Source organism: Parasphingorhabdus sp. (assembly GCF_036964675.1).
In the GTDB taxonomy this organism is placed as follows: Bacteria; Pseudomonadota; Alphaproteobacteria; order Sphingomonadales; family Sphingomonadaceae; genus Parasphingorhabdus.
On record NZ_JBALTF010000008.1, the window covers coordinates 24,126 to 50,452 of the forward strand.

Here is a 26,327-nt window from a genome sequence, read left to right on the forward strand (position 1 = left end):
GCCACAGCAGGCCCAGCAGCAAGACGGTGAATGGGTTGCGGGTGATACCGCCACTCCGCAGTCGACATATAAGAATGGCGCGCCGGCGAGGTTCAGGCCTGTCGATTCCGCGCAGCTCGTCAAAATCGGGGATGACTCGACCCGTGCAACCGGTTCCGGCATCGCATTGGGACCGGATATCGCCAGCCTCAATCTAACAGAGGCCAAAGCCGCATCCGCGCTGCGATCCTTTCGCACCAGCTGTTCGTCGCTGGTCCGGCGCGAGGATAATAGCGGTCTGACCAATGGTGCCGACTGGCAATTGTCGTGCGCCGCCGCCGCGGGCTGGCAGGATAATGATGCCGCGCGCTTTTTCGCATCCTATTTCGAAACGGTGCAAATTGGCGATGGCAAGGCTTTTGCAACCGGCTATTTTGAACCGCAGATCAGCGGATCCAGGATCAGTAACGCCAAATATCCGGTGCCGATCTATCGGCGACCCGACAATTTGCTCGACGTCGATCTCGGCCTTTTTTCCGAAGCGTTGAAAGACAAAAGAATCCGCGGCAAGGTGGATGGGACCAAATTGGTGCCGTTTGAAGACCGGGCCCAGATCGATGATGGCGCGCTGGTCGGTCAGGGACTGGAGATCGCCTGGGCGCAGGATTATATCGATCTGTTCTTTCTGCAGATCCAGGGCAGTGGCCGCCTGGCGCTGCCCGACGGGTCGATCATGCGGATCGGCTATGCCGGACAAAATGGTCGGGATTATACCGGCATCGGCAAGCTGATGCGGGAACGCGGATTGCTGGCCGACGGCAAGACCAACATGCAGGGCATCGTCGAATGGCTGCGGGCCAACCCGCAAGAAGGCATGAAGATCATGCGCGAGAACAAAAGCTATGTATTTTTCAACGAACTGACCGGACCAGGGCCATTGGGGGCAATGGGTCACCCGGTGGTCGGGCGCACGTCGGTCGCCGCAGACCGGATGTTTGTGCCGCTGGGCGCGCCGGTCTTTCTTGATATGGAACATGATATTGCCGACGGTCTCTGGGTCGCGCAGGATAGCGGCGGGGCGATCAAGGGTGCCAACCGCTTCGATACATTCTGGGGCGCAGGCGAAGAAGCGGCTATAATCGCGGGCGGCATGTCCTCCAACGGACAGGCGTTGCTGTTCCTGCCCAAAGGCACCGTTGCCAGGCTGGTCGCAGCCCGCCAAAACCCGGGCGAGTAATCATGTCGGACCGGCCCCTTACCGCCGGCGAGAAGGCGCTCTGGCAGAAGTTCATCGAAACCGTGAAGCCGCTCGATCAGGGACGGCTGAAACGGATTGAAAATCTTCCGGTCGCCAGGCGGCAGCGCGACCTGGCCGGTCCGATCACTGCGGAAAGCTTCGGCGGAAAATCGGTCATAGCCGTCCCATTGCGCGATCAGAAACCGGTGGCCACGCGTCACGGGCTGGATGGCGGCTGGGATCGCCGTCTCGCCAAGGGTATGATTCAGCCCGATGTTACCGTCGATTTGCACGGTTATACGTTGTCATCGGCGCATGGCCGTCTCGACGGGGCGCTCGAACTCAGCATTGCCGCCGGCCATCGCGCGATATTGCTGATTACCGGCAAGGCGCGCAATGACGACGAACGCCACCGGGAGGGCGGTCGCGGAGCAATCCGGGCGGCGATTGCCGACTGGCTGGCCGCCTCTCGCCATGCCTCGCATATTGCCACCGTGCGCCGCGCCCATCCGCGCCACGGCGGGGCCGGCGCGCTCTATATTATTTTGCGGCGGCGGCGCTGAACGCAGCGTTTCAGGACAGCGACCGTGCGACAATCAGCGCAAATATTTTCGCCAGCTGTTCCAGATCATCGACCGCTACGGCTTCGTCCAGCTTATGCATGGTGGCGTTGCACAGGCCAAATTCGACCACCGGCATGATTTTTGCCAGAAAGCGGGCGTCGGACGTTCCGCCCGATGTCGACAGTTCCGGTTCCACGCCGGTCACTTCGCGAATCGCGTCCGCGACAATGCCGGAAAATTCTCCGGGCGGTGTCAGAAATGGTTCGCCGGAAATGACCGGCTTCAATGCGCCGCCATGCCGTTCGACGATTGCCTGCACCATGGCGCTGAGGCTTTCCCCCGTGTGCCGGTCGTTGAACCGGATCGACAGGCGGCCTTCGGCCTTGGCCGGAATCACATTATGCGCCGGGTTGCCAACGTGCAGATCGGTAAATTCGATATTGCTCGGCTGGAACCAGTCGGTGCCTTCATCCAGCTGAATCGCATCAATCTCGCTCAAGATCTTGCCAAGTTTGGTGATCGGATTGTCGGCGTTGTGCGGATAGGCGACATGGCCCTGCATGCCATGCACGGTGACCCACATATTGACCGAACCGCGCCGTCCGATTTTCATCATGTCGCCGAGCCGGTGGACCGAGGTCGGTTCGCCGACCAGACAGAGGTCGGGTGTGATGCCCCGCTCGGCCATGAGGTCCATCAGCGCGACCGTGCCGAAGCGGGCCGGCCCTTCTTCGTCGCCGGTGATGATCAGGCTGATCGTGCCCAGATCATCGGGAAGCTGGTGCAGGGCGCTTACAAAGGCAGCGATACTGCCCTTCATGTCGACGGCGCCGCGTCCGTAGAGCAGATCGCCCTGTATTTCCGGCACGAACGGGTCCGTCTGCCAGCCCTGGCCAGGCGGCACGACATCGAGATGCCCGGCATAGGCAAAATGGCGCGACTCGGCCGGACCCCTGCGGATGGCAAAGAGGTTTTCGACCGGACCGCCATGTTCCGCATCTTCGGGGGCATCGCCGGCGATAAAGCGCGATATTTCAAATCCAAGCGGTGCGAGCATCGCTTCCATCTCGTCAAACACGCTGCCGGTCGCGGGGGTGATGCTGGGCTGCGCGATCAGCCGCTTTGCCAGGTCGAGAGCTGTTGGTGCGGTCATATCCGGGCGATCAGGCTTCTGCTGATTTCGGTTGCTCGAGCCGCTCGATTACCCAGGGTTCCTCCTCGGCCGCTTCCATCCATTGCGCTGTCCATTCATGATCGAGAATGGTCTGCATATAGCTGGTAGCAAAGCCGGGCAAACGAAAGCCATAAGTCTGAAAGCGCGAAACCACCGGCGCATACATGATATCCGCAGCGCCATAAGTGCCGAACAGAAACGGTCCACCGCCGCCAAAGCGGGCGCGCGCCTGCGCCCAGAGTTCGATGATTCGCGCAGCGTCGACCTTGACCTCGTCGCTGATCGCCAGGCCGTCATAAATTTTTCGTGTGTTCATCGGGCATTGCCGGCGCAGCGCCATGAAACCGGAATGCATTTCCGCTGCCATCGAACGGGCCATGCCGCGGGCGGTCTCGTCTTTCGGCCAGAAACGGTCCCGGTGGGTCTTGTCCGCGAGCCAGTCGATGATCGCCAGACTATCCCAGACCACGGTCTCGCCATCCCATAAAATCGGTACTTTGCCGCCCGACGGGGCAAAATTCTCGCCTTCCCGGACATGATCCCAATCATCGCCGAATAGCGGCACGGTCAGTTCTTCGAAGGACAGTCCCGACTGTTTGCAGGCAAGCCAGCCGCGCATCGACCAGCTGGAATAGGCTTTGTTTCCGATTATCAATTTCATATAATGCCCCATAATCAAATATGATCGGCTGTGTCGAGAAAAGCCTTGTGCAGCAGTCTGGTTGCGGTTGGCTAGCTTTGCACGGCTTCGAGAACGGCAAGCCGAAGTTCGTCGATACCCTGTTTCTTTTCGGAAGAGGTAAGCAGCAGGTCCGGATGCGCGGCAGGATGTTTCTTGGCAATCTCCGCGACCTTTTCGGCCGTGATATCCAGTTCTTCCTGCTTGACCTTGTCCGCCTTGGTCAGCACCACCCGGTAGCTGACCGCCGCCCGGTCGAGCATTTCCATCACTTCCTCGTCAACCGGCTTGATGCCGTGTCGCGAGTCGATCAGCACGAAGGTCCGTTTCAGCACGGCCCGTCCACGCAGATAATCGTTGATCAGAAAGCGCCATTTCTGGACCACTTTCGGCGGCGCCTTGGCATAGCCATAGCCCGGCATGTCGCAGATCCGGAAGATCAAGGGATCGCCGATATCGAAGAAATTGAGCTCCTGGGTCCGCCCCGGTGTGTTTGACGTTCGTGCAAGACCATTGCGATTGGTCAGCGCGTTGATCAGCGACGACTTGCCGACATTGGACCGGCCGGCAAAGGCAATTTCCGGCACCGTCGGTTCGGGCAGAAATTGCAGCTGCGGCGCACTTTTCAGAAAGCTGATCGGGCCGGAGAACAGTTTCGGATGGAGCGGTGTCATGCTTCTGCCTTGTCAGCCGCGGCCTTGCGTGCCTTTTCTTCGGCTTCCTGGGCCATCATCTCTTTCATCTGCGGGTGGCGCGAATAGAGCCATTTCTGCTGCAGGATGGTGAGCGTATTGGATATCGTCCAGTAGAGCTGCAGACCGGCGGCAAAAGGCGCCATGATGAACACCAGGATCCACGGCATGATGCTGAAGATCTGTTTCTGCATCGGATCCATCGGTGCCGGGTTCAGCTTGAACTGCAGGTGCATGGTGATGCCCATCAGGATCGGCAAAATGCCGACAGCCAGAAAAGATGGCGGATCGAACGGCAACAGGCCGAACAGGTTCACCGGCGTCAGCGGATCGGGCGCGCTCAGATCCTTGATCCAGAGGATGAAGGGCTGGTGGCGCATTTCGATCGAAAGCATCAGCACCTTGTAGAGCGCGAAGAAGATCGGAATTTGCAGGAAGATCGGCAGGCATCCGGCAAGCGGATTGACCTTCTCGTCCTTGTACAGCTTCATGATTTCCTGCTGCTGTTGCTGCTTGTCGTCCTTGTGCTTCGCCTGAATCGCCTTCATTTTCGGCTGCACCGCGCGCATTTGTGCCATGGATGCAAATTGTTTCTGGGCGATCGGGAACATGATTCCGCGGACGATGAAGGTCATCAGGATGATCGCTACACCGAAATTGCCGACCAGATTGAACAACCAGTTCAGCAGATAGAATAGTGGTTTCTCGAACCAGTAGAACCAGCCCCAGTCGATCGCGCGATCGAGATTTATGACCCCGAGGCCTTCCTGATATTTCACCAGTACCGCGTTTTCCTTGGCTCCGGCAAACAGACGGGTTGTGGTTTTCAGCTGTTGACCAGGTGCAATGATCTGCGCGTTCTTTTTCGCGATCTCGGCCTGAAAAATATCACCCCCGCCAGAACGGAATTTTGCGTCGACTTGGGAAATATTGTCCGGGATCAGAGCGCTCAACCAATATTTGTCGGTAAAGCCCAGCCAACTGACGTCCGTGTCGTAGCTATTGGTTCCGGCAACCGCAGAGGTGCCGAACATACGGGCAAAAAATCCCGGCTCTGCACCGGCGAGATTCTTATAGTCCACATCGTAGTTGGCGGCGCCTTCATAGACGCCAACCGGACCGGAGTGGATGGTCCAGGTGCTCGCTTCGCTGGGCGGAATATTTTTCAGATCCCGTTTGCGGTTGATCAGGCCATAGGGCTTGAGCGCGATTGGATTTTCGCCGCGATTGGTAACGCTCTGTTCGCTGGTGATCAGATAGTCGTCGTCGATCGACAGCTTGATCGCATAGATTTGCCCGGTCTCGTTCGACCAGCTGAGCGTGACCGGCGTTTCGGGGGTCAGTTTGCTGCGGTCAGCGGACCAGATCGTATTATCATCCGGGACCGCAACGCCATCACCTGCCCAGCCAACGCGGCTGAAATAGGAATTTTCGGTGCCGGAAGGAGCAAAGAGTCGAACAGGTTCGCTATTCTTGCTCATATCAACCGAATGATCGGACAGCGTGAGATCATCAATCCGCCCGCCCTTGAGGTTGATCGAGCCTTTCAGTCGCGGTGTTTCAATCAGGATACGGGGATTTTCACGCAAAACGGTGGCCAGAGGCCTGATTTTTTCTGACGCCGCAGCGGCGGAAATTTCAGTGCCGCCAGAGGCTGCAACGACGGTTGCGGCCGTTTTGCCGCCCGCGACCTGGTCGGTGGTCGAGACTTCAGCCTGTTCCACTGCCTCATTCTTGTTGGCCATGTCCGGAAAAAATTGTTCCATCATGAGCGGCCAGCCGAACAGGATGATCCCGGTGAGAAGCACCGCCATGATAATATTACGCTTATCGTCCACTATTTCGTCCCGCTTTCGGCCATTTGTTGCAAATAGGATCGGTGTTCAGGGTATCAAGGCACAGGGTCGTAACCCGAGCTTCCCCAAGGATGGCAGCGCAATAGCCGTTTCGCTCCCAGCCAGCTACCCCTAATTGCACCATGTTTCTGGATCGCTTCGATCGTATAGGCGCTGCAGGTCGGCATATAGCGGCAAGTCGGGGGCAAAAGGCGCGATGGGCCCCATTGCCAGCATCGCACGCAGAAGATGAAAACAGACTTGAGCATGTCTAATCCAGCTTTTTGGCCAGGTGTCTCAGGCCCTTTTCCAGTTCCGCCTTAACAGTGGCAAAATCCCCTTCTTTGTCCGCTTTGCGGCCAATCAGGATGTGATCGACGCCGGCGATGCCGTGGCCGGGCAAGACCTGGGCGAGCAGCGCCCGGAATCGACGCTTCATGCGGTTGCGCACGACGGCATTGCCAATTTTCTTGGTGACCGTGATGCCATGGCGGATCGTTTCCGCCGGGATCGTGTGATCGGCTCGGCGGCGATGCGCGAGCAGGACAAAGCTGGAGGTGACGAATCGCTTGCCACGATTGGCAGCGAGAAAATCCGCGCGTTTGCGAATCACTTCGATCGGCCGGTCTGAATCGACAGACGCCGAATCGGACGGAGGATTCTTCCCATCCAAATGATCCGGCGATAGGCGTGCTTCGACAGGCGCAGCACGGGCGGTCATATTTGGTTTAGGCAGAGAGCTTCTTGCGGCCACGGGCACGGCGGGCAGCCAATACTTTGCGACCGCCAACAGTGGCTTTACGGGCGCGGAAACCATGGCGCCGTTTACGGACCAGGCGGCTCGGTTGAAATGTACGCTTCATCGCGATTATCCTACGTCAAAATTTCGATAAAAAAGGCCGCCAAAAGCTGCGGCCGATATGTTGTGGCTGCGATTAGGCAGGCAGGCGCGGAAAGTCAAGCGTTTGCGCGATGCCCTGGCCCTAAACTTTCTTCCCCCGATTGCCCGTCTTCACCTTGCCGAAAATCGGCAGTTCAAAATCGTCGGGCAGGGTCTTGTGGTGCCTTCTGCGCATTGCCCAGTCGGTCCACTTGCCATAATTGGGGAAACGCCGCTTGAAATCGACATAGCGCTTCTTCGCCCAGCGTGAATTTTGCAGGACCAGAGCCAGACCGATGGGAAAGACGATTATGAAACCCGGGCCGGGGATTGCGCCAATGATCGGTGAAATCAGAATCAGCGTGAATCCGACCACGGTGAGCAGAAATCGGGATCCCGAGGTGTATTTCCACCGTTTTTTTGCCAGTTTGTCGTCCATCACAATCCATTTGTTCTTTTGCCATCAGACTCGCAAGCCTGCTGTCACATCTATAGCGCGCAGCATTGATTATCGCTCCCGAAGATGCACGAGCCGTGAACGGTCATAGCGGATGGAAGCGGCTAGTGGAAGAATTGAAAGCGCGTCAGGTCGCGGCGAGACATGCGCAATTGCTCCGAAAAGGGGACGCTGATGCTGAAGGCATAAAAGGCTTTTGCAGTGAGTATCGACACGCCCATTTCCGCATAATAGTCGAGATATTCGGCATGAACCGGATCGTTGACCGGATAGTCTTTCGCTTCGAGACCGTTTTCGTCCATCCAGCTGTGCACGATGAACTCTGCATCGGGGGCCGCTGTCCTCCGGACTCCGGCGAGAAAAAGATCCACAGCACCGGAGCGGACCGAGCCATGGGCAGGGACATTGGTGCTGATTCCCGCGTGGCGGATCATTCTGGCAAGCTCGAGATTGGCTTCCTCATCCACCGATCCGTCGCAATCGAGCATTTGGATCAGCCTGATTCCGGGATATTGATTGAGCATTTTACGGAAAACTGCGGGTGTATAGCTATCCACGGTACCGGTCATTTCGACGGTGTCCGGAGCGATCACGCGAAACGGGCCAAATTGACCGGAAGTAGCCGCGACCGGTGTGGTTGGCGTTGATGGTTCGGATAAGTCATAGACCAGCGTTTCGGTCGTCTCGGTGACGATATGACGACTCGCGCCATGGACCGGTTGGGTTGTGAGCAGCAGCAATGCGAAGAGCAGCAAGGCGCCGAGAACAGAATAGCGGTGCCAGCCGCCCGAAACGCGGCAATTTTCTAAGCGATCTGATTGGATGCTCAAATTCATTTACCGCTTGTGCAGGCGGTCCGCTTGCGAAAGTGTGAGCGCGCTTGGTTGTCAGGATATTAACCTGTTTTCCGCCCGGCTTTCCGGGAATTTTGACGGTTGCGGCCAAGTGGCTGTTGCTGCTCGACTCGACCTCCGCTGGCCGCCAGTGTTTAGGCTATGAAATTGGGGCGGCTATGATGGTGGCGCTGGTTCAGACGGTAGCCTATCTCGGACTGGAGGCGCGGGGTGTCGAAGTGCAATGTCAGGTTGCGCCGGGATTGCCTGCATTCAACGTCGTCGGCCTGCCGGACAAGGCGGTCGCAGAAAGCCGCGAGCGGGTGCGTGCAGCCATTTCAGCGATGGGGCTTTCACTCCCACCAAAACGAATCACGGTCAATCTGTCGCCCGCCGACTTGCCGAAAGCCGGCTCCCACTATGACCTGCCGATTGCCCTGGCATTGCTCGGCGCGATGGGCATTATCGATCCCGAGACTCTCGCGAGCTATGTCGTGGTCGGCGAATTGTCGCTCGATGGCCGACTGGCGGTCACGCCCGGCGTGTTGCTGGCGGCGCTTCATGCATCGGGCAAAAATCTTGGCCTGGTCTGTCCCGCATTGCAGGGCCCGGAAGCGGCATGGGCCGGTGATGTCGAGGTGCTGGCACCCGGTGACCTGCTGGCGTTGCTCAATCATTTCAAGGGCCAGTCGATATTGACGCCGCCGGAGACCGGCGCTGCGCCAGAACCGGATTATGGGCCGGACCTGAAGGATGTGAAGGGGCAGGAAACCGCGAAACGGGCGCTGGAAATAGCCGCCGCCGGTGGGCATAATCTGCTGATGAACGGCCCGCCGGGGTCGGGCAAGTCGCTGCTTGCATCCTGTTTACCGGGCATATTGCCGCCCTTGTCGCCATCCGAAGCGCTGGAGGTTTCGATGGTGGCTTCTGTCGCCGGTACGCTGGAAGGCGGCCAGATGTCCCGCCAGCGGCCGTTTCGCGCACCGCATCACAGTGCCTCGATGGCGGCGCTGGTCGGCGGCGGGCTGAAGGTTCGCCCGGGGGAAGTCAGCATGGCGCATCTCGGCGTGCTGTTCCTCGACGAATTGCCCGAATTCCAGCGACCGGTGCTCGATTCGCTGCGCCAACCGCTGGAAACCGGAGAAGTCAGTGTGGCCCGGGCCAATGCGCATGTCACCTTTCCGGCTCGCGTTCAGATGGTTGCCGCGATGAATCCGTGTCGCTGTGGCCATCTCGGCGATGCCTCTCTGGCCTGTTCGCGGGCACCGAGATGCGCCGCCGACTATCAGGCGAAAGTCTCCGGGCCGCTGCTCGACCGGATCGACCTGCATATCGAGGTGGAAGCCTTGTCCGCTGCAGACCTTACCATGCCGCCGCCGGCAGAGGGATCGGAAGCAGTGGCTGCGCGAGTCGCCAGAGCGCGGTCAATCCAGCGTCAGCGCTACGCCGATCTGGAAGCACGGACCAATACTGAAATCGATGGCGATGCGCTGAAGCAATATGCCACGCCGGACGCGCCGGGGCAGGCCTTGCTGGCGCAGGCTGCGGAAGCGATGCGGTTAACGGCGCGCGGCTATACCAGGGTCTTGCGCGTATCGCGCACCATCGCCGATCTGGCTGGCGCGGATGAAATCGGCCGTATCCATGTGGCGGAAGCACTCAGCTATCGGCGACAAGTGCCCCGCAATTAGCCTGGCGATGAATGTCGATCGCACGCTAGCGCAATGTAGGCGAAATCAGGCTGCCCTGTCGCCAGCGCTCAGCTCCAGCGGGATCGCCTTTTCGTTCATGTTCACCGTCGATTTGGCGAGATTTGGCGACTTGCTGCTGCGGTGCTTGAACTTGCCGTCGACATGACCGCCCTGCTCGATCGTCACATTTTCATAGGTGACGTCCCCGCCAATCCGGGCGGTCGAGGCAATGGCAAGGTCGCCGGCATCAATCGAGCCTTCGACCGCACCGGCCAGGCTGGCATTCTGGGCAGTGATCGCACCCTTTATCTTGCTTGCCGGCCCCTGGACGAGCGACAGGCATTTCACGTCGCCAATCACTTCGCCGTCGATATGCAGATCGACCTTTGATTCGATATTGCCGGTGATGACTATGCCGTCACCGATGATCGAAAAACTCGATCCGCTGCTGCCGCTGCTTCTAGCCACGGCTGGTGCCTGACTCGGCGTGCTTTGGTGTTTTGGTACGTTGTCGTGCGATGGCTTTGACCTTGAGAACATCTATATTCGCCTCCAAAAATGGTCGGGGGTTAATGGCCCGTCCGTTCAACCGCACCTCGAAATGCAGATGCGTCCCGGTCGAGCGTCCCGTACTTCCCATTGCCCCCAATTGTAATCCCTGTTCGACTTTTTGGCCAGCGATCACGCCAATTTGCGACAAATGTGCGTAACGCGTCATCAAGCCGTTGCCATGCGTGACTTCCACGGTCTTGCCATAGCCGGACTTCCAGCCGGCATGGGTGACTCTGCCGCCGGCGGCGGCCACCACCGGCTGACCGTATGGGCCCTTGAAATCCATGCCGCTGTGCATCGCTCCCCTGCCGGTGAAGGGATCACGGCGATAACCATAGCTGCTCGATATCATTCCGGTGCTGGCAGGCTTGCCGGACGGGATGGCGATCAAGGACCGCTCCAGTGTATCCATCCGCTGCAGCGCCAGGTTGAGCCGTTCGAGCGTGGGATGCAGTTCATGGTCCTGATTCTTGAAATAGGGGATGAATGGACCACCCATCGCGTCGGTGGAATTTCTGGCCAGCTTCTCAGGGTTCAGACCGAATTTGCGAATCGCCTCTTCAGCCTGTTTGGTGCGTTGAACGGCCGCCATGGTCAGGCGTCGGGCAAAGGTGATCTGCCGGGCCTCGAGCTTGGCAAGATGGGCAGCCTCCGGGAAAGCCGCGCTGATTTTCCGCGTATTTTCGGACAATTGTTCGTCGGTTTGCTTCTGTTCCGCTGATTCAGCAGCTTCCGGCGGTTCGCCGACAAATTGCTCGGTCATCTGATCGAGCACATCCTGACGCTGCTTGAGATCCGCGGCGACGTCGTCAATCGATGCCTTGTAATTTGCGACTCGGCTTTCGGAGCTGTTTACCTCGGCTTCTTTCTGAGCGAGGGCCATGCGTTCGCCGGTAACGGTAAGCTGGTTGATCATCATCGCCAGCGTGATCAACAGCCAGAAAGCCAGCGCCGCTGCGACAGAATAGAACACGCGCTTCTGCAATATTGCCGATATTGTGAGAAAGCGGACCTGTCCGTGTGACCGCATGAAAAACTCGCGATCGGTAAACATATGGTCCAGCCGGGCCTTTAACCCTTTTCCGGTATTTTGTTTGTGCATGACCCGCCGTTGTTATTCTTAATCCCCAAAGGTCCGCTAGCAGAGGGTGGTGAGACTGGCGAATCGCAACGGGGTGACTCGTGACGAGTCGAACGAGTCGTGGGGTGAATTGCGCGATTCCCGAATAATTTGTCTGCGAACCAACCGATTCGGAGGAATCGATTGTTGTTCCACGAGAAAATTTTCCTGCTCGAACTATATCGCGATTTTGGGTTAAATTGCTAACGCCGCCATGCTAGCAGCGGCTTATGACAGATCCAGCACAACTGATTACCGATATGGGCCGCAAGGCGCGCGCTGCCTTCTCCACGCTGACCGGCGTGAGCGATGCACAAAAATCTGCCGCGCTGAAGGCTGCCGCGCGGCACCTGCGCGACAACCAGAACCTGATATTGGCCGCCAATCAGCGCGACATGGAAAGCGCGCGGGATCGGGACCTTAGCGATTCCATGCTCGACCGGCTGATGATCGATGCCGAACGCCTCGAAGCCATCGCAGATGCGGTAGAGCATGTCGCCGTGCTTCCCGACCCTGTCGGGCAAGTCATCGATCGCACCGAACGGCCCAATGGCCTGGTGATGGAGCGCGTCCGGGTGCCACTGGGCGTTATCGGGATCATCTATGAAAGCCGGCCCAATGTGACCGCCGATGCGGCGGCTTTGACGCTGCGTTCGGGCAATGCCGTCATATTGCGCGGCGGATCGGAAGCGATACACAGCAACGTTGCGATTTTTGATGCCATGGTAACAGGCGTTGTCGAAGCGGGTCTGCCCGCTGACGCGATCCAGCTGGTCCAGACCACCGACCGGGAAGCGGTTGGGGCGATGCTGAAAGCCAGCGGATTGATCGACATCATCATTCCGCGCGGCGGCAAGTCACTGGTCAAGCGGGTGCAGGATGAAGCGCGGGTGCCGGTGCTCGCGCATCTCGACGGTATCAACCATACGTATATCGGCAAGGACGCGGATCAAGACAAAGCCATTGCGATTGCGGTCAATGCCAAGATGCGGCGGACCGGGATTTGCGGCGCAATGGAAACATTGCTGATCGATCAGGATTATCCCGCTCCCGGCCCTCTGGTCCGCGCGCTGCTGGATGCCGGTTGCGAAGTGCGCGGCGATGATGCCGTGCTCGAACTGGACGAGCGAGTCGTCTCGGCGGATAAGACCGACTGGGATACCGAATATCTCGCGCCCATCCTGTCCGTGGCGATGGTAAACGGCGTCGATGAGGCGCTGGCGCATATTGCCGAACATGGTTCGCACCATACTGATGTGATTGTCACCGAAGACTCCGACATGGCCGAACGGTTCATCCTGCGCGCCGATAGCGCGATCGTGATGCACAACACATCCAGCCAGTTTGCCGATGGCGGCCAATTCGGACTGGGTGCGGAAATCGGTATCTCCACCGGGCGACTCCACGCGCGCGGTCCGGTCGCGCTGGAGGGACTGACGACCTATAAATGGGTGGTGCGCGGAACCGGGCAAGTACGCCCTTGAACGTGATTCGGTGAAAACCACCGGCCTTCTTGGCGGATCGTTCAATCCGGCGCATGGCGCCCATCGCTCGATCAGCCTGTTTGCGAGCGAGCAGCTCGACCTCGATGAAACTTGGTGGCTGGTGTCTCCGGGCAATCCGCTGAAAGAAGGTGCCAGTGACATGGCGCCGCTCCATGCGCGGCTGGCTTCGGCGCAGAAAATGGCGCGCCGGAGCAAGATCAAACCGACGGCCATCGAACAGGATCTGGGCACGCGCTACACCTATGATACGCTGCTCGCGCTCGTTCGGCGTTACCCGAAACGGCAATTTGTCTGGATCATGGGCGCCGACAATCTGGCGCAATTTCACCGCTGGAAAGACTGGCGAAAAATAGCCCGATTATTGCCGATTGCAGTTATTTCGAGACCGGGCTATGATGTCGATGCTTTTGCGGCTCCCGCAATGGCTTGGCTGCGGCGCTTCGTCCACCCCGCGAGCCAGCGTGGTAACTGGACCAACTGGAGTACGCCGGCGCTGACATTCCTGCGCTATCGTCCCGACCCTCGCTCGGCCACCGCAATCCGGATGGCCCGGCCCCATTGGCATCAGCAATATGATGATCGCCGCGTTCGTGACGCGGTGACACACCGGTTGATAGGCCCAGAAGATTAGGATTTAAGTTGACGAAACCGAAGGTAAAAGTTCTGAAATCTGCCACTTCCAAGGAAGGAAAGGCCGAGTCGGACGCGCTCCATGCGCTGGTCATGAAATCGCTCGATGATGATCAGGCGCAGGATGTTGTCTCCATTCCGCTGGCTGGCAAAAGCAATATTGCCGACCATATGGTGATCGCCGAAGGGCGTTCGACCAGGCAGGTCGCGTCTATTGCCCAGAAACTGGCCGAGCGGATCAAGCAATCGGGCGGCACCGCGCGAATCGAAGGTCTTGCCAATGCCGACTGGGTATTGGTCGACGCCGGCGATGTGATCATCCACTTGTTCCGGCCGGAAGTACGCAGCTTCTATAATCTGGAACGGATGTGGGCTGTCGACGAAGAAGGCGAAGCGACGGAAGTCGCCGAAGCCTGATATTGCAGGGCGATGAGATTGCATATCGTCGCCCGCGGCAAAATTGGCCGCAGCCCGGAAGCGGAGCTCGTCGACCGCTATGTGAAACGGATTGGCTGGGACGTGAAGATCAGCGAGCTGCCCGATCAGGGCGGCAAGTCGCCGAAGCTGCAAGGCGTCACCAGGATTATCGCGATGGACGAAGCGGGCGAAAACTGGACGTCGAGCAAATTTGCGAATCTGCTTTCGACCTGGCGTGACAATGGTGCGCGCGAGGCGCGTTTCCTGATTGGCGCCGCCGATGGCCTGAGCGCGGACGAACGGGCCAGCGCAGATCATTTCTTTTCTTTCGGCAAGGCGACCTGGCCGCATATGATGGCGCGGGCCATGCTCGCAGAACAATTGTTTCGGGCGACCTCGATCATCGCCGGTCATCCCTATCATAGGGAAGGATGAGCATGATGATTCGTTCCGCTCTCGCCCTGATCAGTTTTCTCGGCCTGGCGACGGCCGGTGCGGCGCTGCTCTCTGCGCAGGCCCCCGAACCAAGCCTGTCAGAACAGCAGCGCAGCCTGCTATCGGCGCGCGAGCAGTCCGAGCGCGCCAGCCAGCGCAGTGATGCATTGCGACGGCAGGCCGAAGCAGCCAGCAATGATGCCGACCGGATCGCCAGCGAAGCCGCCGCTCTCGCCGCCCGCATTCAGGCCGCAGAAGCCGATATCAAGGCCGCCCGCACGCGCATCGCCATTGTCACTGAGCTGCAGCGGCAGCAGCGGGCGCGGCTGGCGGTAAAGCAGGGGCCGATGATCCGGCTGACGGCTGCGCTGCAAATGATGACCCGCAAGCCGACCGCGCTGGCTCTGGTCGAGCCGCGTTCGCTCGACGAGCTTATCTATATGCGTTCGATTCTGTCAGCCATAATGCCGGAAATCGAACGGCGCACCGCCAGCCTGCGCGATGAAGTCAGGCAGGGCGAGCAACTGCGGTTGCAGGCCACCCGTGCGATTGCCTCGCTCGATGAAAGCCAGCGCCGCCTGACCGAACGGCGGCGGCAACTGGCCGGTCTGGAAGCCAGCGAGCGGATTGATGCTGCGCGTTTCTCCGACGATGCCGGAATCGAGCAGGACCATGCGCTGGCCCTTGGCGAGGAAGCGCGAGACATATTGGACCTGATGGACCAGATTCGCGAAAGCGGTGCGGTCCGCGAATCACTGGCGGAACTGGAGGGACCGGTTCTGCGGCCCGGACAGGGGCAGGAGCCAAGGGCTGGGCTGCCTCGGCAGAAGGAAGATGTCGCCAATGCCTATCGCTTGCCGGTGATCGGTGAAATTGTCACTGGCCTCGGCGAGATATCCGATAGCGGCTATCGCTCGCGCGGCCTGACCATCGCCGTGGATCCTGGTGCGCAGATTGTCGCGCCGGCAGCGGGGCGAGTGGCTTATTCTGGCCGTTACCGGGGCTATGGCAATATTCTGATTATCGAACATGATGCCGGCTGGACCAGTCTGATCACCAATATGGCGACGAGCAGTGTCGCGGTCGGCGACCAGGTGGTGCAGGGCGCGCCGGTTGGACAGTCTGGTTCCGATGATCCCACCGTCACCGTCGAATTGCGCCGCCATGGCAGGCCGATTGATATTGCCGCCCTGATTGGCTGAACAAGGGCAAGCCGACTCGAAAATTGTTGTTCGTCGAAGCTTTCCGTCATTATTGGTTAAGCTGCTTTGCTTTACAGACGATTCCAGCCTATATTTGGCACCGAATTGGACCGACAGGACACTATTGATGAAAAAGCCCGTATTGCAAGCCGCCGCCCTTGTTTTGACCGTCGCGCTTTTGCCCGCCACGACTTCGGCAATTTCCGCCGTGGATGCAAATACCTATCGCGAGATGGAACAGTTCATGAGCGTCTTTGAGCGGGTGCGGAATGACTATGTCGATCAGGTGGACGATGCCGACCTGATCAAGGGGGCGATTGAAGGCATGCTGGGCAGTCTCGATCCGCACAGCAGTTTTCTCGATGCCCGGGATTTTGAAAATTTGCGGACCCAGACCGACGGCAATTATGGCGGTTTGGGCCTTTCGGTGACGCTGGAAGACGGTGCCGTGAAAGTCATTGCTCCGTTCAAGGATACGCCGGCCGACAAGGCGGGCGTGAAAGCGGGCGACTATATTACCCATATTGATGGCGAACTGATCTACGGCGGCACGCTGGATGAAGCCGTCGAGGAAATGCGCGGCAAGCCCGGTGAACCGATCACCATCACGATCGTCCGCCCCGGCAGGGACAAGCCGTTCGATGTTTCGATGAAACGTGCGATTATCGATCTCAAGCCGGTTACCTGGGAGATCAAGGACCAGATCGGCGTGATCAGCATCAACAGCTTCTCGAATGACACGGGCGCCGATGTTGCCGCCGCGATTGCCGGTATCGACCAGTCTCTGGGCAAGAAACCACTGGGCTATGTGCTGGACTTGCGGTCCAATCCGGGCGGCCTGCTCGATGAAGCCGTGTCGGTCTCCGATGTATTTCTGTCACGTGGCGAAATCGTGTCGCAGCGCGGACGCGAAAAATCCGATATTGAACGCTATTTTGCCAAGAGCGGTGATGCGGCGACCGGCCTGCCGATCATTGTCCTGATTGACGCGGGCTCTGCTTCGGCTTCGGAAATTGTTGCCGGTGCCTTGCAGGACCATCACCGGGCATTGGTCATGGGCGAGCGTAGTTTTGGCAAGGGCTCGGTGCAGACATTGTTGCCGCTTTCCAATAGCAGCGCGCTGCGGTTGACCACTGCGCGCTATTACACGCCTTCGGGCAAATCGGTGCAGGAGGGCGGCATCGAGCCCGATATCAATGTGCCGCAATTGTCCGATCCGGATTACAAGACCCGCCCAAGGTTCCGCGAATCCGACTTGCGCCGTCATCTGATCAACGAGATCAAGCTGAAAGATGATGTGCTGGAAGAGGACAGCAAGGAAGATCCCCGCTTCACCCAGACCGCCGAAGAATTGAAGGAACTGGGTGTGGAAGATTTCCAGCTGCATTATGCGCTGCAGACCATTGGTCGCCTCGGTCCCGATGGATTGAAAATGGCGATGAACAAGGCGGCGAAAAAGCCGGCCAAGAAAACCGTGGTTGCGAAAAACTAGGGCCTGCTGATGCTGACCCTGCGCAATGCCGCCTGGCTGGCGTTTCTGCTGCCGACAGCCTTGCTCGGCGGCGCGCTGATCAGTCAATATGGCTTTGGGCTTTATCCCTGCGAAATGTGCATATGGCAAAGATGGCCGCATCTTGTCGCGATCATATTGGCACTGCCTGCTCTGATTCTTCGTCCGAAAGCTTGGTCGATGCCATTGGTCGTCGCGGCGGCATTGGCCATATTGACCAGCGGCCTGATCGGGGGCTTTCACGCCGGCGTGGAATATCACTGGTGGGAAGGATTTACCTCCTGCTCCACCAATTTGGCGGCAGGTGGCGACATGCTGGATTCAATCATGAACGCACCGCTGATCCGCTGCGATGTCGCACAATGGACCCTGTTCGGCATTTCCCTGGCGGGTTTCAATTTCCTCTTGTCAGTTGGTGGCGCGATCCTCATCTTGTTGATGGTAGCGACCGGACGAAAGGATGCCGATCATGGCTGAAGCAAAATTGATACAAACACGAGCCGATATCGCATCGATGATCCGCGTCAATCAGGCTGGCGAATATGGCGCAGCGCAAATCTACAAGGGCCAGCTGGCGGTGATGGGCGATGATGCGCCGCACAGCAGCGCGATCCACCATATGGCAGAGCAGGAGCAGCGGCATCTCGATGCGTTTGACCAGATGATCGCCGATCGCGGTGTGCGGCCCACCGCTCTGCAACCATTTTGGAAAGTCGCCGGCTATGCGCTGGGCGCGACAACGGCGGCGCTCGGCCCCCGGGCGGCAATGGCGTGCACCGCTGCGGTGGAAACCGAAATCGACCATCATTATAGCGAGCAGCTCGATGCGCTCGAATCGGAAGATGATCCCGAGCTGACCCGTATGATTGCGGAGTTTCGCGAAGAGGAATTGGAGCATAAGGCAACGGCAATTGCTGCGGGTGCGGAAGACGCGCCCGGCTATCCGGTTTTGAGCGCGGCGATCCGGCTGGGCTGCCGGGTTGCGATAGGATTGTCGAAACGAATTTAGGAAGCGTGGCCCGCTTCAGCAGCGGTTCAGATCGGTGCGGACAAAGGAACGTATGATGAAGAAATTTTTGATCTCCGCCGCCGCGCTGTCAGGCGCTGGCCTGTTGGCATTCCCGGTACAGGCGCAGGACAAGCCCGGAGACCGGGTCAATCAGCTGGTCATCTATGGCGACGATCCCTGCCCGCAGAGCAGCGATGAAGAGATTGTTGTGTGCGCGCGCAAGGATGAGGGCGATCGTTATCGCATTCCCGAAACCCTGCGCAGCGGCAGCTTGGGCGATGCCAAGAATCAGGCCTGGTCGGAACGCGTTCGCTCTTATGAATATGTCGGGAAATCAGGCACCAACAGCTGCTCGCCCACCGGAGCGGGCGGTTTTACCGGATGCACGCAGGCGCTGCTCAGTCAGGCCTATGCCGAAAAAGGTATCGATGACACGGTCAACTGGGGCCAGCTGATCGAAGAGGAACGGCAGAATCGCCTGTCCCGGATCGATGCGGAATCCGATGCCGTGGAAGAACGGGTACTGGAAATCGAAGCCAACCGCGAAGCGCGCGACGCAGCGGCCGAGGAAGCCAGAGACCGGCTTGACGCAAGGGATGCCGATGCGGTCAAAGCCACCAACGATCTTGCCGTGCCACCGGGGGCGGATGAAACCCCCGGCCCTGACGGCGAATGACTAGCTAGCTTTTTTCGCTTCAATCCAACGGTTCACCTGCGCTTCGAGCATATCGAGCGGCACGGCGCCCTGTCCCAGCACGACATCGTGAAATTCGCGCAGGTCGAACTTGTCACCCAGTTCGCTGGTCGCCTTGGTGCGTAGTTCGCGGATTTTCAGCTCGCCCATTTTATAGGCCAGCGCCTGACCGGACCAGCTGATATAGCGGTTCACTTCCGCTTCGATATTGGCGGTGCTGAGCGCGGTATTATCGGTCATGAAATCAATCGCCCGCTGCTTGCTCCAGCCCTTGCTGTGGATGCCGGTGTCGACAACCAGCCGGCAGGCGCGCCACATTTCATAGGAAAGCCGCCCCATATTCTTGGCCGGGGTGTCATAGAGATCCATCTCGATGCCGAGCCGTTCCGAATAGAGTCCCCAGCCTTCAACAAAGGCGGTGAAAAACGCGCCATGTTTGCGGAAGTCCGGCATGTCGAGTTCCTGCTGCAACGCGATCTGCTGATGGTGGCCGGGTACCGCTTCGTGCACGCTCAGCGCCGGAATTTCCCAGAACGGCCGCTGATCGAGTTTCGACGTGTTGACATAATAGAAGCCGGCAATGCCGACATCGGGTGATCCGGGATTATAATAAGCCGTGGTCGTGCCTTCTGCGGTCTCCGCCGGAATTTCCTTGATGCCATAAGGCAGGCGCGCCAGCTTGCCGATGATCGAAGGCATTTTGCCGTCGATGATCTTGTTCACCCGGGCGACCTTTTCCATCAGCTCTTCCGGCGTTTTGGCATAATATTGCGGATCGGTCCGCAGATGCTCGATAAACGCCTCGCGGGTGTCGTAACCCGCTTCCTTGGCGACATCGACCATCTCGGCCCGGATCCGCGCCACTTCGCTCAGGCCAATATTGTGAATCTCGTCGGCGGTCTTGGTGGTCGTCGTCATCTGGCGGATGCGGAAATCATAATATTTCGCACCACCCGGCTGGGCCGAGATGCCCGGCGCCTTGGCGCAATTCGGGGCATAGTCTTTCACATACCAGTCGAGATGCTTTTTCACCGCCGGGTTGATGACGCTGGTGATCGTCCCGGCGGCTTCTGCCGCCAGCTTGTCGAACGTCGCCTGGTCTATTGCCTCGGGCCGCTTGCGCAGGAACGGCTGATAGAAACGCGACTCCTCGGGCTTGTCGGTGACCAGACCGGAAATGCTGGTTTCATAGCCGACCATGGAAACGCAGGGCTGGACATAGCCGCCAGCCAATGCCTTGTTGGCGACCGCGATCGACTGCTCATTGACCCGTGCATATTGCTTCAGCCGGTTGATATAGGTCTGGTAATCCTGCGCGTTGCGGAACGGCAGGTTGTTCTGCATGCTGGCGAAATTCTGGTGCCAGCCTCCGCGATTGGTGAAATTGATGGTGCGCTGGCCATAGCTGTTCGCCTCAATCTGCTCGGCGAGCGTCCGGCGCAATATGCCATAGTTGGTCTTGTCATCCTCGCTAAGGGCGGCGGTGTCGATTGCGTCCAGCTGCGCGAGCCAGAGCTTTGCCTTGGCCACGCGGGCGTCTTCGGCCTCGAGACTGGCGTCGCTGACCCGGCCAATCGGATCGTCAACCCCGAGTGAGGAGGCAAATTCCGGATATTGGTCGAGCTGATAGGCCCAATAGGCATCGATGATCGTGTGCAACTCGGCTGATTTCTGGTGGTCAGCCGCTTGCGCATGGACTGGCGCACTGACCAGCATCGCCAGTGGTGCCAGCATGGCCAAACTTGTTCTGCGCATCATATTCTCCCCGAAACAATCCTGATAATATCTCTGGCAACTATCGTGAATGATCGGCGGCTTTAGTCAAGTCCGATTTTGCCAGCTGAACAGCCGGGCACGCAGATCCATGGCGCTTTGCCAGGGAATGGCGGCAATGTTGAGCGGTGCGATCGCCGAGCCACCGGCAATGCCGATGGTGACTGTTGCCAGATCCAGCGGATGGTCGAGCGGCGACTGGCTGACATCGATGGTCTGGATCTTGCGCCGCGGCAATATGGTGAGCCGCCGACGCCACCAGCCCGACCGGACAAATAACTGTTGGTCGGTCAGCGCAAATTGGTGATGACGCCAGTTGAGATAGCTGATCAGGCTGACCGGAACGGCCAGCAGGATGATCGCGAAAAAACCCCCATTGATAAATGTTCCGGTGGCAAGGGCGATGCCGGTGAGCAGCAGCGAGGCAATGATTGCGCCGCGCCACCATAAGGCAGGGTCGACCCGCTGGAATATCAGATCGGCCGGGGCCTGATGGATAGCGCAGTCATCGAGGATCGGATCTATTTCGGCCAGCGTTGCACAGGGCGCCGCGCTATGGTCGGTTTCACCGCCGCTATCCCCGGCCAATGATGTGAATTTCAGATGATACCAGCCAAAGCGCGCGCGCACCGGACCGGTCTGCACGATCGCCGCCTGAACCCGATGGATCGGCATCACCATGTCGGTCAGCGTGAACAATCCGCGCCGCCGCCGGAATCCGGGCTGTCCGCTATCAACCCGGTCGAGGCGGAAACCATATTCGCGGACGAATGTCCGGACGATGCCGCTGCCGAAGCCGATCACGACCAGCGACAGGATTGCGGCCAGCGCGCCGCCGATCCGCGCCCAGGAACTGAAGCCGTCGATAGTATCCTGTTCGGGAAAAGCGTCAATCCAGCTGCGCGGATCGAAGAAGCCGTCGGGCAGCAGAAAATCGAGATTCTGGGCAAGAGCGCCGAGAATTGCCAGCAGGACGAAGGAGAAGTTGAACAGTCCGGCGATGAATATGCGGCGATTGTCCATCGCGAATAGCGGCGGTACATCGGCTGTGACGGGCCTGTCGTCCGCTTCGGCACGTTCCGCATTCAAGCCGTCCTTATAGTCGCGGATGGTGTCGCGCAGCTGCTCTGCATCGGTCCGCGACAGCGCATCCAGCTGACCATCTTCGCCGCCACCGGAACCGGTTTCCAGAGCAACCGTTGCCAGGCCGAGCAAGCGGCTGACCAGTTTCTGTTCCAGGCTGACATCCTGAATCCGGTCGAACGGGATCGAGCGGTTGTTGCGGTTGAGCAGGCCGCTCTTGATGCGGATTTCCCGGGTGGTGACCTGATAGGTGAAGCGCGACCAGATCAGGGTCGTGACGCCGAAAACCAGCGTTATCAGGGCCAGCGCGGCGAGCATGCTATAGACGATATTCTGATCGAACAGGCTGAAATGGAGGATCAGGATGGCAAAGATATTCTGACTCAGCGTGCCCAAAGATTTCAGGATGATGCTGAGCGGGTGCAGGCGCTGAAACGGGGCGCTGTTGTCCGGCACCGGGCTGGCGGTCAGGTCGTTCATATCATGTCTTGGCGGATATGGTCCTTGATCGTCTCGCGCATATCCTCGGCATCGATGGTGGCGAGGCCGGGCAGGGTGACGATGCTGTTATGCGTCCCGGCGGTGTGCACGATCAGGGTCGACAGGCCGAACATCCGCTGCAACGGGCCCTGGGCCACGTCGATATGCTGAATCCGGTTGAACGGGACGATCGTGTCGGTGCGCCAGAGAAAGCCGCGCAGCACCCGCAATTGCTCGGCGCCCATATCATAGCCCCAGCGGCGATATTTGCGGCCGGGCAGCACCAAGACCAGCAGCACAGCAAGCAGCGCCGCAGGGATCAGGACCATGCCGGGCTGCACGCCAAGCTGGATCTGGAGCACAATATCTGCCGCCAGTGCCAGCGCCAGCAGGACCAGCGCACGAATGATCATGCCGATCCGGATCAGGCTCTTCTGCGGCGGGTGCAGCGGCGTCAGCCCCTGATTATACTGTCCTGCCGGGCTGCCTGGAACGGGCGTGACGGGGTCCGTCTGGTTTAGAAGTTCGCTCATCCAGGGGGTTGTGAACCAACCATATTCCGGATGCAAGCAGGCTTGGTTGGTTGTCGTGTTATAATGGTCGCCCTATCGATTCGAAAACCGGAAAAAAGGAAATTGCCATGGATGACAATGTCTACAAGATCACCGAAGTCGTGGGCAGTTCATCGAAAAGTATCGAGGACGCCATCGAGAAAGCGGTCGCCCGGACCGCTGAGACGGTCAAGGATCTGGGCTGGTTCGAAGTCACCGACACGCGCGGGCATATTGTCGATGGCAAGGTCGCTCATTATCAGGTTTCCTTGCGCATTGGATTTACCCATCATTCGAGCGCATGATCGCCAGATTTGATCATTACCGGTTCCCATAGACCGGAACGCCGATGGGCTGGCAACGGGGCCCCGCCAAATTACCCGGCTACTGAAGTTCCTCTGCGGGAATGATTTATCGTGCGAGCGCCGTTTCTGCCTGATCGACCAGAGATTTGATAATTTCGGCCACGGATTCTTCCGCCTTGACCATGCCGACCGACTGTCCAGCCATGACACTTCCATGCTCAATATCGCCATCTATGACCGCTTTTCGTAACGCTCCTGCCCAGAAATGTTCAATTTGCAGCTGTGCTTCGCCCATTTCTATCGCGCCGGAATCCAGCAGCTTGGCAACCTCGATCTGCTTGCGGGTAAATTCTTCCGTGCCCTTGTTCTTCAGCGCCCGCACCGGGATCACCGGCAGACGCGGATCGACCTGGACGCTGGTGATCGCATCGCGGGCGTTGCCGCGGATGAAGGCTTTCTTGAAATCGGGGTGGGCTATGGATTCGTGGGCGCAGACAAAGCGCGTGCCGAGCTGGACGCCGCTGGCGCCCATTTCCAGATAGGCGGCGATCATTTCGCCGGTGCCAATGCCGCCAGCGACGAAGACGGGCAGCTGACTGGCAATTTCCGGCAATATTTCCTGCGCCAGCACCGAGGTGGACACGGGGCCAATGTGACCGCCCGCTTCCATGCCTTCGATGACCAGGGCATCAACCCCGGATCGGACGAATTTTTTGGCCAGCGCCATGGCGGGGGCAAAGCAGATTACCTTCGCGCCGGTTGCCTTGATCGCTTCCAGACTGCCCTTGGGCGGGAGGCCGCCAGCCAGCACGACATGAGTCACCGCATGTTTGCCGCAGACCGCAATCAGTTCCATCAGATCGGGATGCATGGTGATCAGATTGACCCCGAACGGCTTGTCGGTGCGTTTCATGGTTTCGGCAATTTCCGTGTCGAGCAATTCCGGCGTCATCGCACCGCAGGCGATCACGCCAAAGCCGCCGGCATTGGAAATCGCGCTGACCAGATGGCGCTCAGACACCCAGGACATCGCCCCGCACATGATCGCGGTCTCGCAGCCGAGAAAATCGGTGCCGCGTTGCATGAGATGCTGGAGTTTCGATTGGGTCATTGGGTTTCTTTCTAAAGCCCTCGCCCCTTCAGGGGAGAGGGTTGGGAGAGGGGGCCGACACTATGACTTCCCCTCCCTTAATCCCTCCCCTGAAGGGGAGGGAGACGATCAGGCCGCATCCACCGCATCGAGTCCGTAGGCGGTATGCAGAACCCGCAGCGCCAGTTCGGTATAATCTTCCTCGATCAATACGCTGACCTTGATCTCGGAGGTGGTGATCGCCTGAATATTCACGCCGCGCTCGGCGAGTGCCTTGAACATCGTGGCGGCGATGCCGGCATGGCTCTTCATGCCAACGCCGACGACCGATATTTTGGCGACATTGCTGTCGGGGATCAGGCGGTTGAAGCCGATGCTTTCCTGAGCGCCTTCCAGCACCTGCATCGCCTGATCGAGATCGGCGCTTGGCACGGTGAAGGTCACATCCGTTTCCCCCTTTTCGCGGCCGACATTCTGGATGATCATATCAACGTTGATCGCCGCATCGGCGAGTGGCGCAAAAATATTGGCAACCGCGCCCGGCCTGTCGGGCACGCGGGTCAGGGTGATCTTGGATTCATTCTTGTCATGGGCGATGCCGGTAATCAATTGGCCTTCCATATCGTCCGTCTCCATTTCGTCTTCGCTGATAATCATTGTTCCGGGCAGGTCGTCGGCCACCGGGGAGTTTTCGTCGGTAAAGGAGGACAATACCTGAATCCGCACCCCTTCTTTCATCGCCAGCCCGACCGAACGGGTCTGCAACACTTTCGCGCCAACACTGGCCAGTTCGAGCATTTCCTCGAACGTCACTTTTTTCAGCTTGCGCGCCCGGGTCACGATTCGGGGGTCGCTGGTATAGACGCCATCAACATCGGTATAGATATCGCAGCGATCGGCCTTGACCGCTGCGGCTATTGCCACCGCGCTGGTGTCGGACCCGCCGCGTCCCAATGTCGTGATCCGGCCATCTTCGCTCACGCCCTGAAAACCGGGAATGATCGCAATTTCGCCGCTTTGCATGGCGGCGGTCAGCGCCGTAGCGTCAATCGAATCAATCCGTGCCTTGCTATGCGCCTCGATCGTGTGGATCGGCATTTGCCAGCCCAGCCAGCTGCGCGCCCTTGCTCCCAGGGATTGCAGGGCAATCGCCAGCAAGCCCGCAGTCACCTGTTCGCCCGATGCCACGACCACGTCATATTCGGCCGGATCATAGAGCGAACTGGCTTCGCGGCAAAAATTGACCAGCCGGTCGGTATCGCCGGCCATGGCCGATACGACCACCGCGACTTCATGGCCGGCATCGGCCTGTTGCTTGACGATCTGCGCTACCCGGCGGATACGTTCGATTCCGGCCATCGAGGTGCCGCCAAATTTCATCACTATGCGTGCCATGCTGCTGTCGGTAAAACTTTCGATAAAAAGGGCCTGAACAGGATTGAAAAGCCTGATAAAGAGGGGGCATGACAAAGGCAAGTAGCAGCACGATTAACCCGAACGAAGCCGCGCATTTCGGTGCTCTTGCGGCGGACTGGTGGGACCCGAAGGGGTCTTCGGCGATGTTGCACCGGCTAAATCCGGTGCGGCTTGCCTATATCCGCGACGCGATTGACCTGCATTTTCATTGCGACAGCAGTCTGTTGAAGCCGCTGGCCGGCACAACAGCGCTGGATGTCGGATGCGGCGCCGGACTGTTGTGCGAACCGCTGGCGAGACTGGGCGCGCGCGTGACCGGCCTTGACGCGGCGGCGGAGAATATCGCTGTGGCGCGGGCGCATGCGCATCCGCAAGGGCTGACAATCGATTATCGCCATGAGGCGATCGAGGATTTCGCGGGCCGGGGTTTTGATCTGGTGACCTCGCTCGAAGTGATTGAACATGTCGATGATCCGCAGGCCTTTGTTGCCGGACTGGCTGGTGCCATGGCCGAGGATGGCCTGATGATCCTGTC

Annotated in this window: 30 protein-coding genes; 14 read left to right on the top strand and 16 right to left on the bottom strand. The window is 59.0% G+C overall.

Features of this window, described 5'->3' with window-relative positions:
* Both mltA and V7665_RS02815 read left to right on the top strand, forming a co-directional pair.
* On the top strand, positions 1–1,216 hold a 1,216-nt coding region (gene mltA / locus V7665_RS02810; RefSeq protein WP_335663017.1), incomplete at its 5' end, for a murein transglycosylase A.
* Between the two features lie 2 nt (positions 1,217–1,218).
* Positions 1,219–1,779, top strand: a complete 561-nt coding sequence (locus V7665_RS02815; RefSeq protein ID WP_335663018.1) for a Smr/MutS family protein — start codon at positions 1,219–1,221, stop codon at positions 1,777–1,779.
* Positions 1,780–1,789: 10 nt separating this feature from the next.
* On the opposite strand, the gene dapE is transcribed toward V7665_RS02815, so the two are convergent.
* The 9 genes from dapE to V7665_RS02860 all read right to left on the bottom strand — a co-directional run bounded on the left by dapE (position 1,790) and on the right by V7665_RS02860 (position 8,326).
* Positions 1,790–2,932: a succinyl-diaminopimelate desuccinylase gene (gene dapE / locus V7665_RS02820; protein ID WP_335663019.1), complete on the bottom strand. Its 1,143-nt coding sequence runs from the start codon at positions 2,930–2,932 to the stop codon at positions 1,790–1,792.
* 10 nt (positions 2,933–2,942) lie between these two features.
* Entirely contained in the window at positions 2,943–3,614 is a 672-nt protein-coding gene (locus tag V7665_RS02825) for a glutathione S-transferase family protein (RefSeq protein WP_335663020.1), read from the bottom strand.
* 71 nt (positions 3,615–3,685) lie between these two features.
* Complete coding sequence (gene yihA, locus V7665_RS02830) at positions 3,686–4,306, bottom strand: ribosome biogenesis GTP-binding protein YihA/YsxC (RefSeq protein WP_335663021.1); 621 nt, start codon at positions 4,304–4,306, stop codon at positions 3,686–3,688.
* Positions 4,303–6,162 (bottom strand): membrane protein insertase YidC, encoded by a 1,860-nt coding sequence (gene yidC / locus V7665_RS02835; protein ID WP_335663022.1) that lies wholly within the window; start codon positions 6,160–6,162, stop codon positions 4,303–4,305. Before yidC ends, yihA begins: the two co-directional genes overlap by 4 nt.
* A gap of 53 nt (positions 6,163–6,215) precedes the next feature.
* A complete protein-coding gene (gene yidD / locus V7665_RS02840; protein WP_335663023.1) occupies positions 6,216–6,428 on the bottom strand; it encodes a membrane protein insertion efficiency factor YidD in 213 nt (70 codons plus the stop codon).
* A gap of 2 nt (positions 6,429–6,430) precedes the next feature.
* A complete protein-coding gene (rnpA, locus tag V7665_RS02845; protein ID WP_335663024.1) occupies positions 6,431–6,880 on the bottom strand; it encodes a ribonuclease P protein component in 450 nt (149 codons plus the stop codon).
* A 7-nt stretch (positions 6,881–6,887) separates the two neighbouring features.
* Complete coding sequence (gene rpmH / locus V7665_RS02850; protein ID WP_074203543.1) at positions 6,888–7,022, bottom strand: 50S ribosomal protein L34; 135 nt, start codon at positions 7,020–7,022, stop codon at positions 6,888–6,890.
* Between the two features lie 120 nt (positions 7,023–7,142).
* Entirely contained in the window at positions 7,143–7,478 is a 336-nt protein-coding gene (locus tag V7665_RS02855) for a PGPGW domain-containing protein (protein ID WP_335663025.1), read from the bottom strand.
* A 122-nt stretch (positions 7,479–7,600) separates the two neighbouring features.
* Positions 7,601–8,326, bottom strand: a complete 726-nt coding sequence (locus tag V7665_RS02860) for a hypothetical protein (RefSeq protein ID WP_335663026.1) — start codon at positions 8,324–8,326, stop codon at positions 7,601–7,603.
* A gap of 185 nt (positions 8,327–8,511) precedes the next feature.
* Between V7665_RS02860 and V7665_RS02865 the strand changes: the two genes are divergently transcribed.
* Positions 8,512–10,020: a YifB family Mg chelatase-like AAA ATPase gene (locus tag V7665_RS02865; RefSeq protein ID WP_335663044.1), complete on the top strand. Its 1,509-nt coding sequence runs from the start codon at positions 8,512–8,514 to the stop codon at positions 10,018–10,020.
* Positions 10,021–10,065: 45 nt separating this feature from the next.
* On the opposite strand, the gene V7665_RS02870 is transcribed toward V7665_RS02865, so the two are convergent.
* The gene (locus V7665_RS02870; RefSeq protein WP_335663027.1) at positions 10,066–10,488 is read right to left on the bottom strand and encodes a bactofilin family protein; all 423 of its coding nucleotides are present in this window, start codon (positions 10,486–10,488) and stop codon (positions 10,066–10,068) included.
* The gene (locus tag V7665_RS02875) at positions 10,481–11,674 is read right to left on the bottom strand and encodes a M23 family metallopeptidase (protein WP_335663028.1); all 1,194 of its coding nucleotides are present in this window, start codon (positions 11,672–11,674) and stop codon (positions 10,481–10,483) included. The genes V7665_RS02870 and V7665_RS02875 overlap by 8 nt, the downstream gene beginning before the upstream one ends.
* A 248-nt stretch (positions 11,675–11,922) precedes the next feature.
* Between V7665_RS02875 and V7665_RS02880 the strand changes: the two genes are divergently transcribed.
* The 9 genes from V7665_RS02880 (at position 11,923) to V7665_RS02920 (ending at position 19,076) form a co-directional block, all read left to right on the top strand.
* Positions 11,923–13,176, top strand: coding sequence for a glutamate-5-semialdehyde dehydrogenase (locus V7665_RS02880; RefSeq protein WP_335663029.1), 1,254 nt, complete (start codon positions 11,923–11,925; stop codon positions 13,174–13,176).
* 10 nt (positions 13,177–13,186) lie between these two features.
* Positions 13,187–13,828 (top strand): nicotinate-nucleotide adenylyltransferase, encoded by a 642-nt coding sequence (locus tag V7665_RS02885; protein WP_335663030.1) that lies wholly within the window; start codon positions 13,187–13,189, stop codon positions 13,826–13,828.
* Positions 13,829–13,920: 92 nt separating this feature from the next.
* Positions 13,921–14,244: a ribosome silencing factor gene (gene rsfS / locus V7665_RS02890; RefSeq protein WP_335663045.1), complete on the top strand. Its 324-nt coding sequence runs from the start codon at positions 13,921–13,923 to the stop codon at positions 14,242–14,244.
* Between the two features lie 12 nt (positions 14,245–14,256).
* Complete coding sequence (locus V7665_RS02895) at positions 14,257–14,679, top strand: 23S rRNA (pseudouridine(1915)-N(3))-methyltransferase RlmH (RefSeq protein WP_335663031.1); 423 nt, start codon at positions 14,257–14,259, stop codon at positions 14,677–14,679.
* A 2-nt stretch (positions 14,680–14,681) separates the two neighbouring features.
* Entirely contained in the window at positions 14,682–15,881 is a 1,200-nt protein-coding gene (locus V7665_RS02900) for a murein hydrolase activator EnvC family protein (protein WP_335663032.1), read from the top strand.
* 127 nt (positions 15,882–16,008) lie between these two features.
* Positions 16,009–17,373, top strand: a complete 1,365-nt coding sequence (locus V7665_RS02905; protein ID WP_335663033.1) for a S41 family peptidase — start codon at positions 16,009–16,011, stop codon at positions 17,371–17,373.
* A 9-nt stretch (positions 17,374–17,382) separates the two neighbouring features.
* A complete protein-coding gene (locus V7665_RS02910; RefSeq protein WP_335663034.1) occupies positions 17,383–17,868 on the top strand; it encodes a disulfide bond formation protein B in 486 nt (161 codons plus the stop codon).
* The gene (locus tag V7665_RS02915; RefSeq protein WP_335663035.1) at positions 17,861–18,400 is read left to right on the top strand and encodes a demethoxyubiquinone hydroxylase family protein; all 540 of its coding nucleotides are present in this window, start codon (positions 17,861–17,863) and stop codon (positions 18,398–18,400) included. The genes V7665_RS02910 and V7665_RS02915 overlap by 8 nt, the downstream gene beginning before the upstream one ends.
* A gap of 55 nt (positions 18,401–18,455) precedes the next feature.
* The gene (locus tag V7665_RS02920; protein ID WP_335663036.1) at positions 18,456–19,076 is read left to right on the top strand and encodes a hypothetical protein; all 621 of its coding nucleotides are present in this window, start codon (positions 18,456–18,458) and stop codon (positions 19,074–19,076) included.
* On the opposite strand, the gene V7665_RS02925 is transcribed toward V7665_RS02920, so the two are convergent.
* The 3 genes from V7665_RS02925 to V7665_RS02935 all read right to left on the bottom strand — a co-directional run bounded on the left by V7665_RS02925 (position 19,077) and on the right by V7665_RS02935 (position 22,963).
* Positions 19,077–20,849, bottom strand: coding sequence for a DUF885 domain-containing protein (locus V7665_RS02925; protein ID WP_442955160.1), 1,773 nt, complete (start codon positions 20,847–20,849; stop codon positions 19,077–19,079).
* 66 nt (positions 20,850–20,915) lie between these two features.
* The gene (locus tag V7665_RS02930; RefSeq protein ID WP_335663038.1) at positions 20,916–22,430 is read right to left on the bottom strand and encodes a PH domain-containing protein; all 1,515 of its coding nucleotides are present in this window, start codon (positions 22,428–22,430) and stop codon (positions 20,916–20,918) included.
* Complete coding sequence (locus V7665_RS02935; protein WP_335663039.1) at positions 22,427–22,963, bottom strand: PH domain-containing protein; 537 nt, start codon at positions 22,961–22,963, stop codon at positions 22,427–22,429. Before V7665_RS02935 ends, V7665_RS02930 begins: the two co-directional genes overlap by 4 nt.
* A 107-nt stretch (positions 22,964–23,070) precedes the next feature.
* On the opposite strand from V7665_RS02935, the gene V7665_RS02940 reads away from it, so the two are divergent.
* On the top strand, positions 23,071–23,286 hold the full coding sequence (locus V7665_RS02940; protein ID WP_335663040.1) for a dodecin: 216 nt from the start codon (positions 23,071–23,073) through the stop codon (positions 23,284–23,286).
* Between the two features lie 106 nt (positions 23,287–23,392).
* Here the strand turns inward: V7665_RS02940 and V7665_RS02945 are convergent, their stop codons facing one another.
* Entirely contained in the window at positions 23,393–24,397 is a 1,005-nt protein-coding gene (locus V7665_RS02945) for an NAD(P)H-dependent flavin oxidoreductase (RefSeq protein ID WP_335663041.1), read from the bottom strand.
* Positions 24,398–24,505: 108 nt separating this feature from the next.
* Positions 24,506–25,771, bottom strand: coding sequence for an aspartate kinase (locus tag V7665_RS02950; protein WP_335663042.1), 1,266 nt, complete (start codon positions 25,769–25,771; stop codon positions 24,506–24,508).
* A gap of 68 nt (positions 25,772–25,839) precedes the next feature.
* Between V7665_RS02950 and ubiG the strand changes: the two genes are divergently transcribed.
* Positions 25,840–26,327: bifunctional 2-polyprenyl-6-hydroxyphenol methylase/3-demethylubiquinol 3-O-methyltransferase UbiG (gene ubiG, locus V7665_RS02955; RefSeq protein WP_335663043.1), on the top strand; the 488-nt coding region annotated here is incomplete at its 3' end.

Bases quoted from the DNA above. Each gene is read 5' to 3' on its own strand.
- yidD (WP_335663023.1), bottom strand. From the start codon at position 6,428: ATGCTCAAGTCTGTTTTCATCTTCTGCGTGCGATGCTGGCAATGGGGC.
- V7665_RS02910 (WP_335663034.1), top strand. From the start codon at position 17,383: ATGCTGACCCTGCGCAATGCCGCCTGGCTGGCGTTTCTGCTGCCGACA.
- V7665_RS02895 (WP_335663031.1), top strand. From the start codon at position 14,257: ATGAGATTGCATATCGTCGCCCGCGGCAAAATTGGCCGCAGCCCGGAA.
- V7665_RS02815 (WP_335663018.1), top strand. From the start codon at position 1,219: ATGTCGGACCGGCCCCTTACCGCCGGCGAGAAGGCGCTCTGGCAGAAG.
- V7665_RS02900 (WP_335663032.1), top strand. From the start codon at position 14,682: ATGATGATTCGTTCCGCTCTCGCCCTGATCAGTTTTCTCGGCCTGGCG.
- V7665_RS02935 (WP_335663039.1), bottom strand. From the start codon at position 22,963: ATGAGCGAACTTCTAAACCAGACGGACCCCGTCACGCCCGTTCCAGGC.
- yihA (WP_335663021.1), bottom strand. From the start codon at position 4,306: ATGACACCGCTCCATCCGAAACTGTTCTCCGGCCCGATCAGCTTTCTG.
- V7665_RS02945 (WP_335663041.1), bottom strand. From the start codon at position 24,397: ATGACCCAATCGAAACTCCAGCATCTCATGCAACGCGGCACCGATTTT.
- V7665_RS02825 (WP_335663020.1), bottom strand. From the start codon at position 3,614: ATGAAATTGATAATCGGAAACAAAGCCTATTCCAGCTGGTCGATGCGC.
- V7665_RS02925 (WP_442955160.1), bottom strand. From the start codon at position 20,849: ATGCGCAGAACAAGTTTGGCCATGCTGGCACCACTGGCGATGCTGGTC.
- V7665_RS02915 (WP_335663035.1), top strand. From the start codon at position 17,861: ATGGCTGAAGCAAAATTGATACAAACACGAGCCGATATCGCATCGATG.
- V7665_RS02920 (WP_335663036.1), top strand. From the start codon at position 18,456: ATGAAGAAATTTTTGATCTCCGCCGCCGCGCTGTCAGGCGCTGGCCTG.
- V7665_RS02865 (WP_335663044.1), top strand. From the start codon at position 8,512: ATGGTGGCGCTGGTTCAGACGGTAGCCTATCTCGGACTGGAGGCGCGG.
- dapE (WP_335663019.1), bottom strand. From the start codon at position 2,932: ATGACCGCACCAACAGCTCTCGACCTGGCAAAGCGGCTGATCGCGCAG.
- V7665_RS02940 (WP_335663040.1), top strand. From the start codon at position 23,071: ATGGATGACAATGTCTACAAGATCACCGAAGTCGTGGGCAGTTCATCG.
- V7665_RS02880 (WP_335663029.1), top strand. From the start codon at position 11,923: ATGACAGATCCAGCACAACTGATTACCGATATGGGCCGCAAGGCGCGC.
- V7665_RS02875 (WP_335663028.1), bottom strand. From the start codon at position 11,674: ATGCACAAACAAAATACCGGAAAAGGGTTAAAGGCCCGGCTGGACCAT.
- V7665_RS02930 (WP_335663038.1), bottom strand. From the start codon at position 22,430: ATGAACGACCTGACCGCCAGCCCGGTGCCGGACAACAGCGCCCCGTTT.
- rnpA (WP_335663024.1), bottom strand. From the start codon at position 6,880: ATGACCGCCCGTGCTGCGCCTGTCGAAGCACGCCTATCGCCGGATCAT.
- V7665_RS02905 (WP_335663033.1), top strand. From the start codon at position 16,009: ATGAAAAAGCCCGTATTGCAAGCCGCCGCCCTTGTTTTGACCGTCGCG.
- rsfS (WP_335663045.1), top strand. From the start codon at position 13,921: ATGAAATCGCTCGATGATGATCAGGCGCAGGATGTTGTCTCCATTCCG.
- V7665_RS02950 (WP_335663042.1), bottom strand. From the start codon at position 25,771: ATGGCACGCATAGTGATGAAATTTGGCGGCACCTCGATGGCCGGAATC.
- V7665_RS02855 (WP_335663025.1), bottom strand. From the start codon at position 7,478: ATGGACGACAAACTGGCAAAAAAACGGTGGAAATACACCTCGGGATCC.
- rpmH (WP_074203543.1), bottom strand. From the start codon at position 7,022: ATGAAGCGTACATTTCAACCGAGCCGCCTGGTCCGTAAACGGCGCCAT.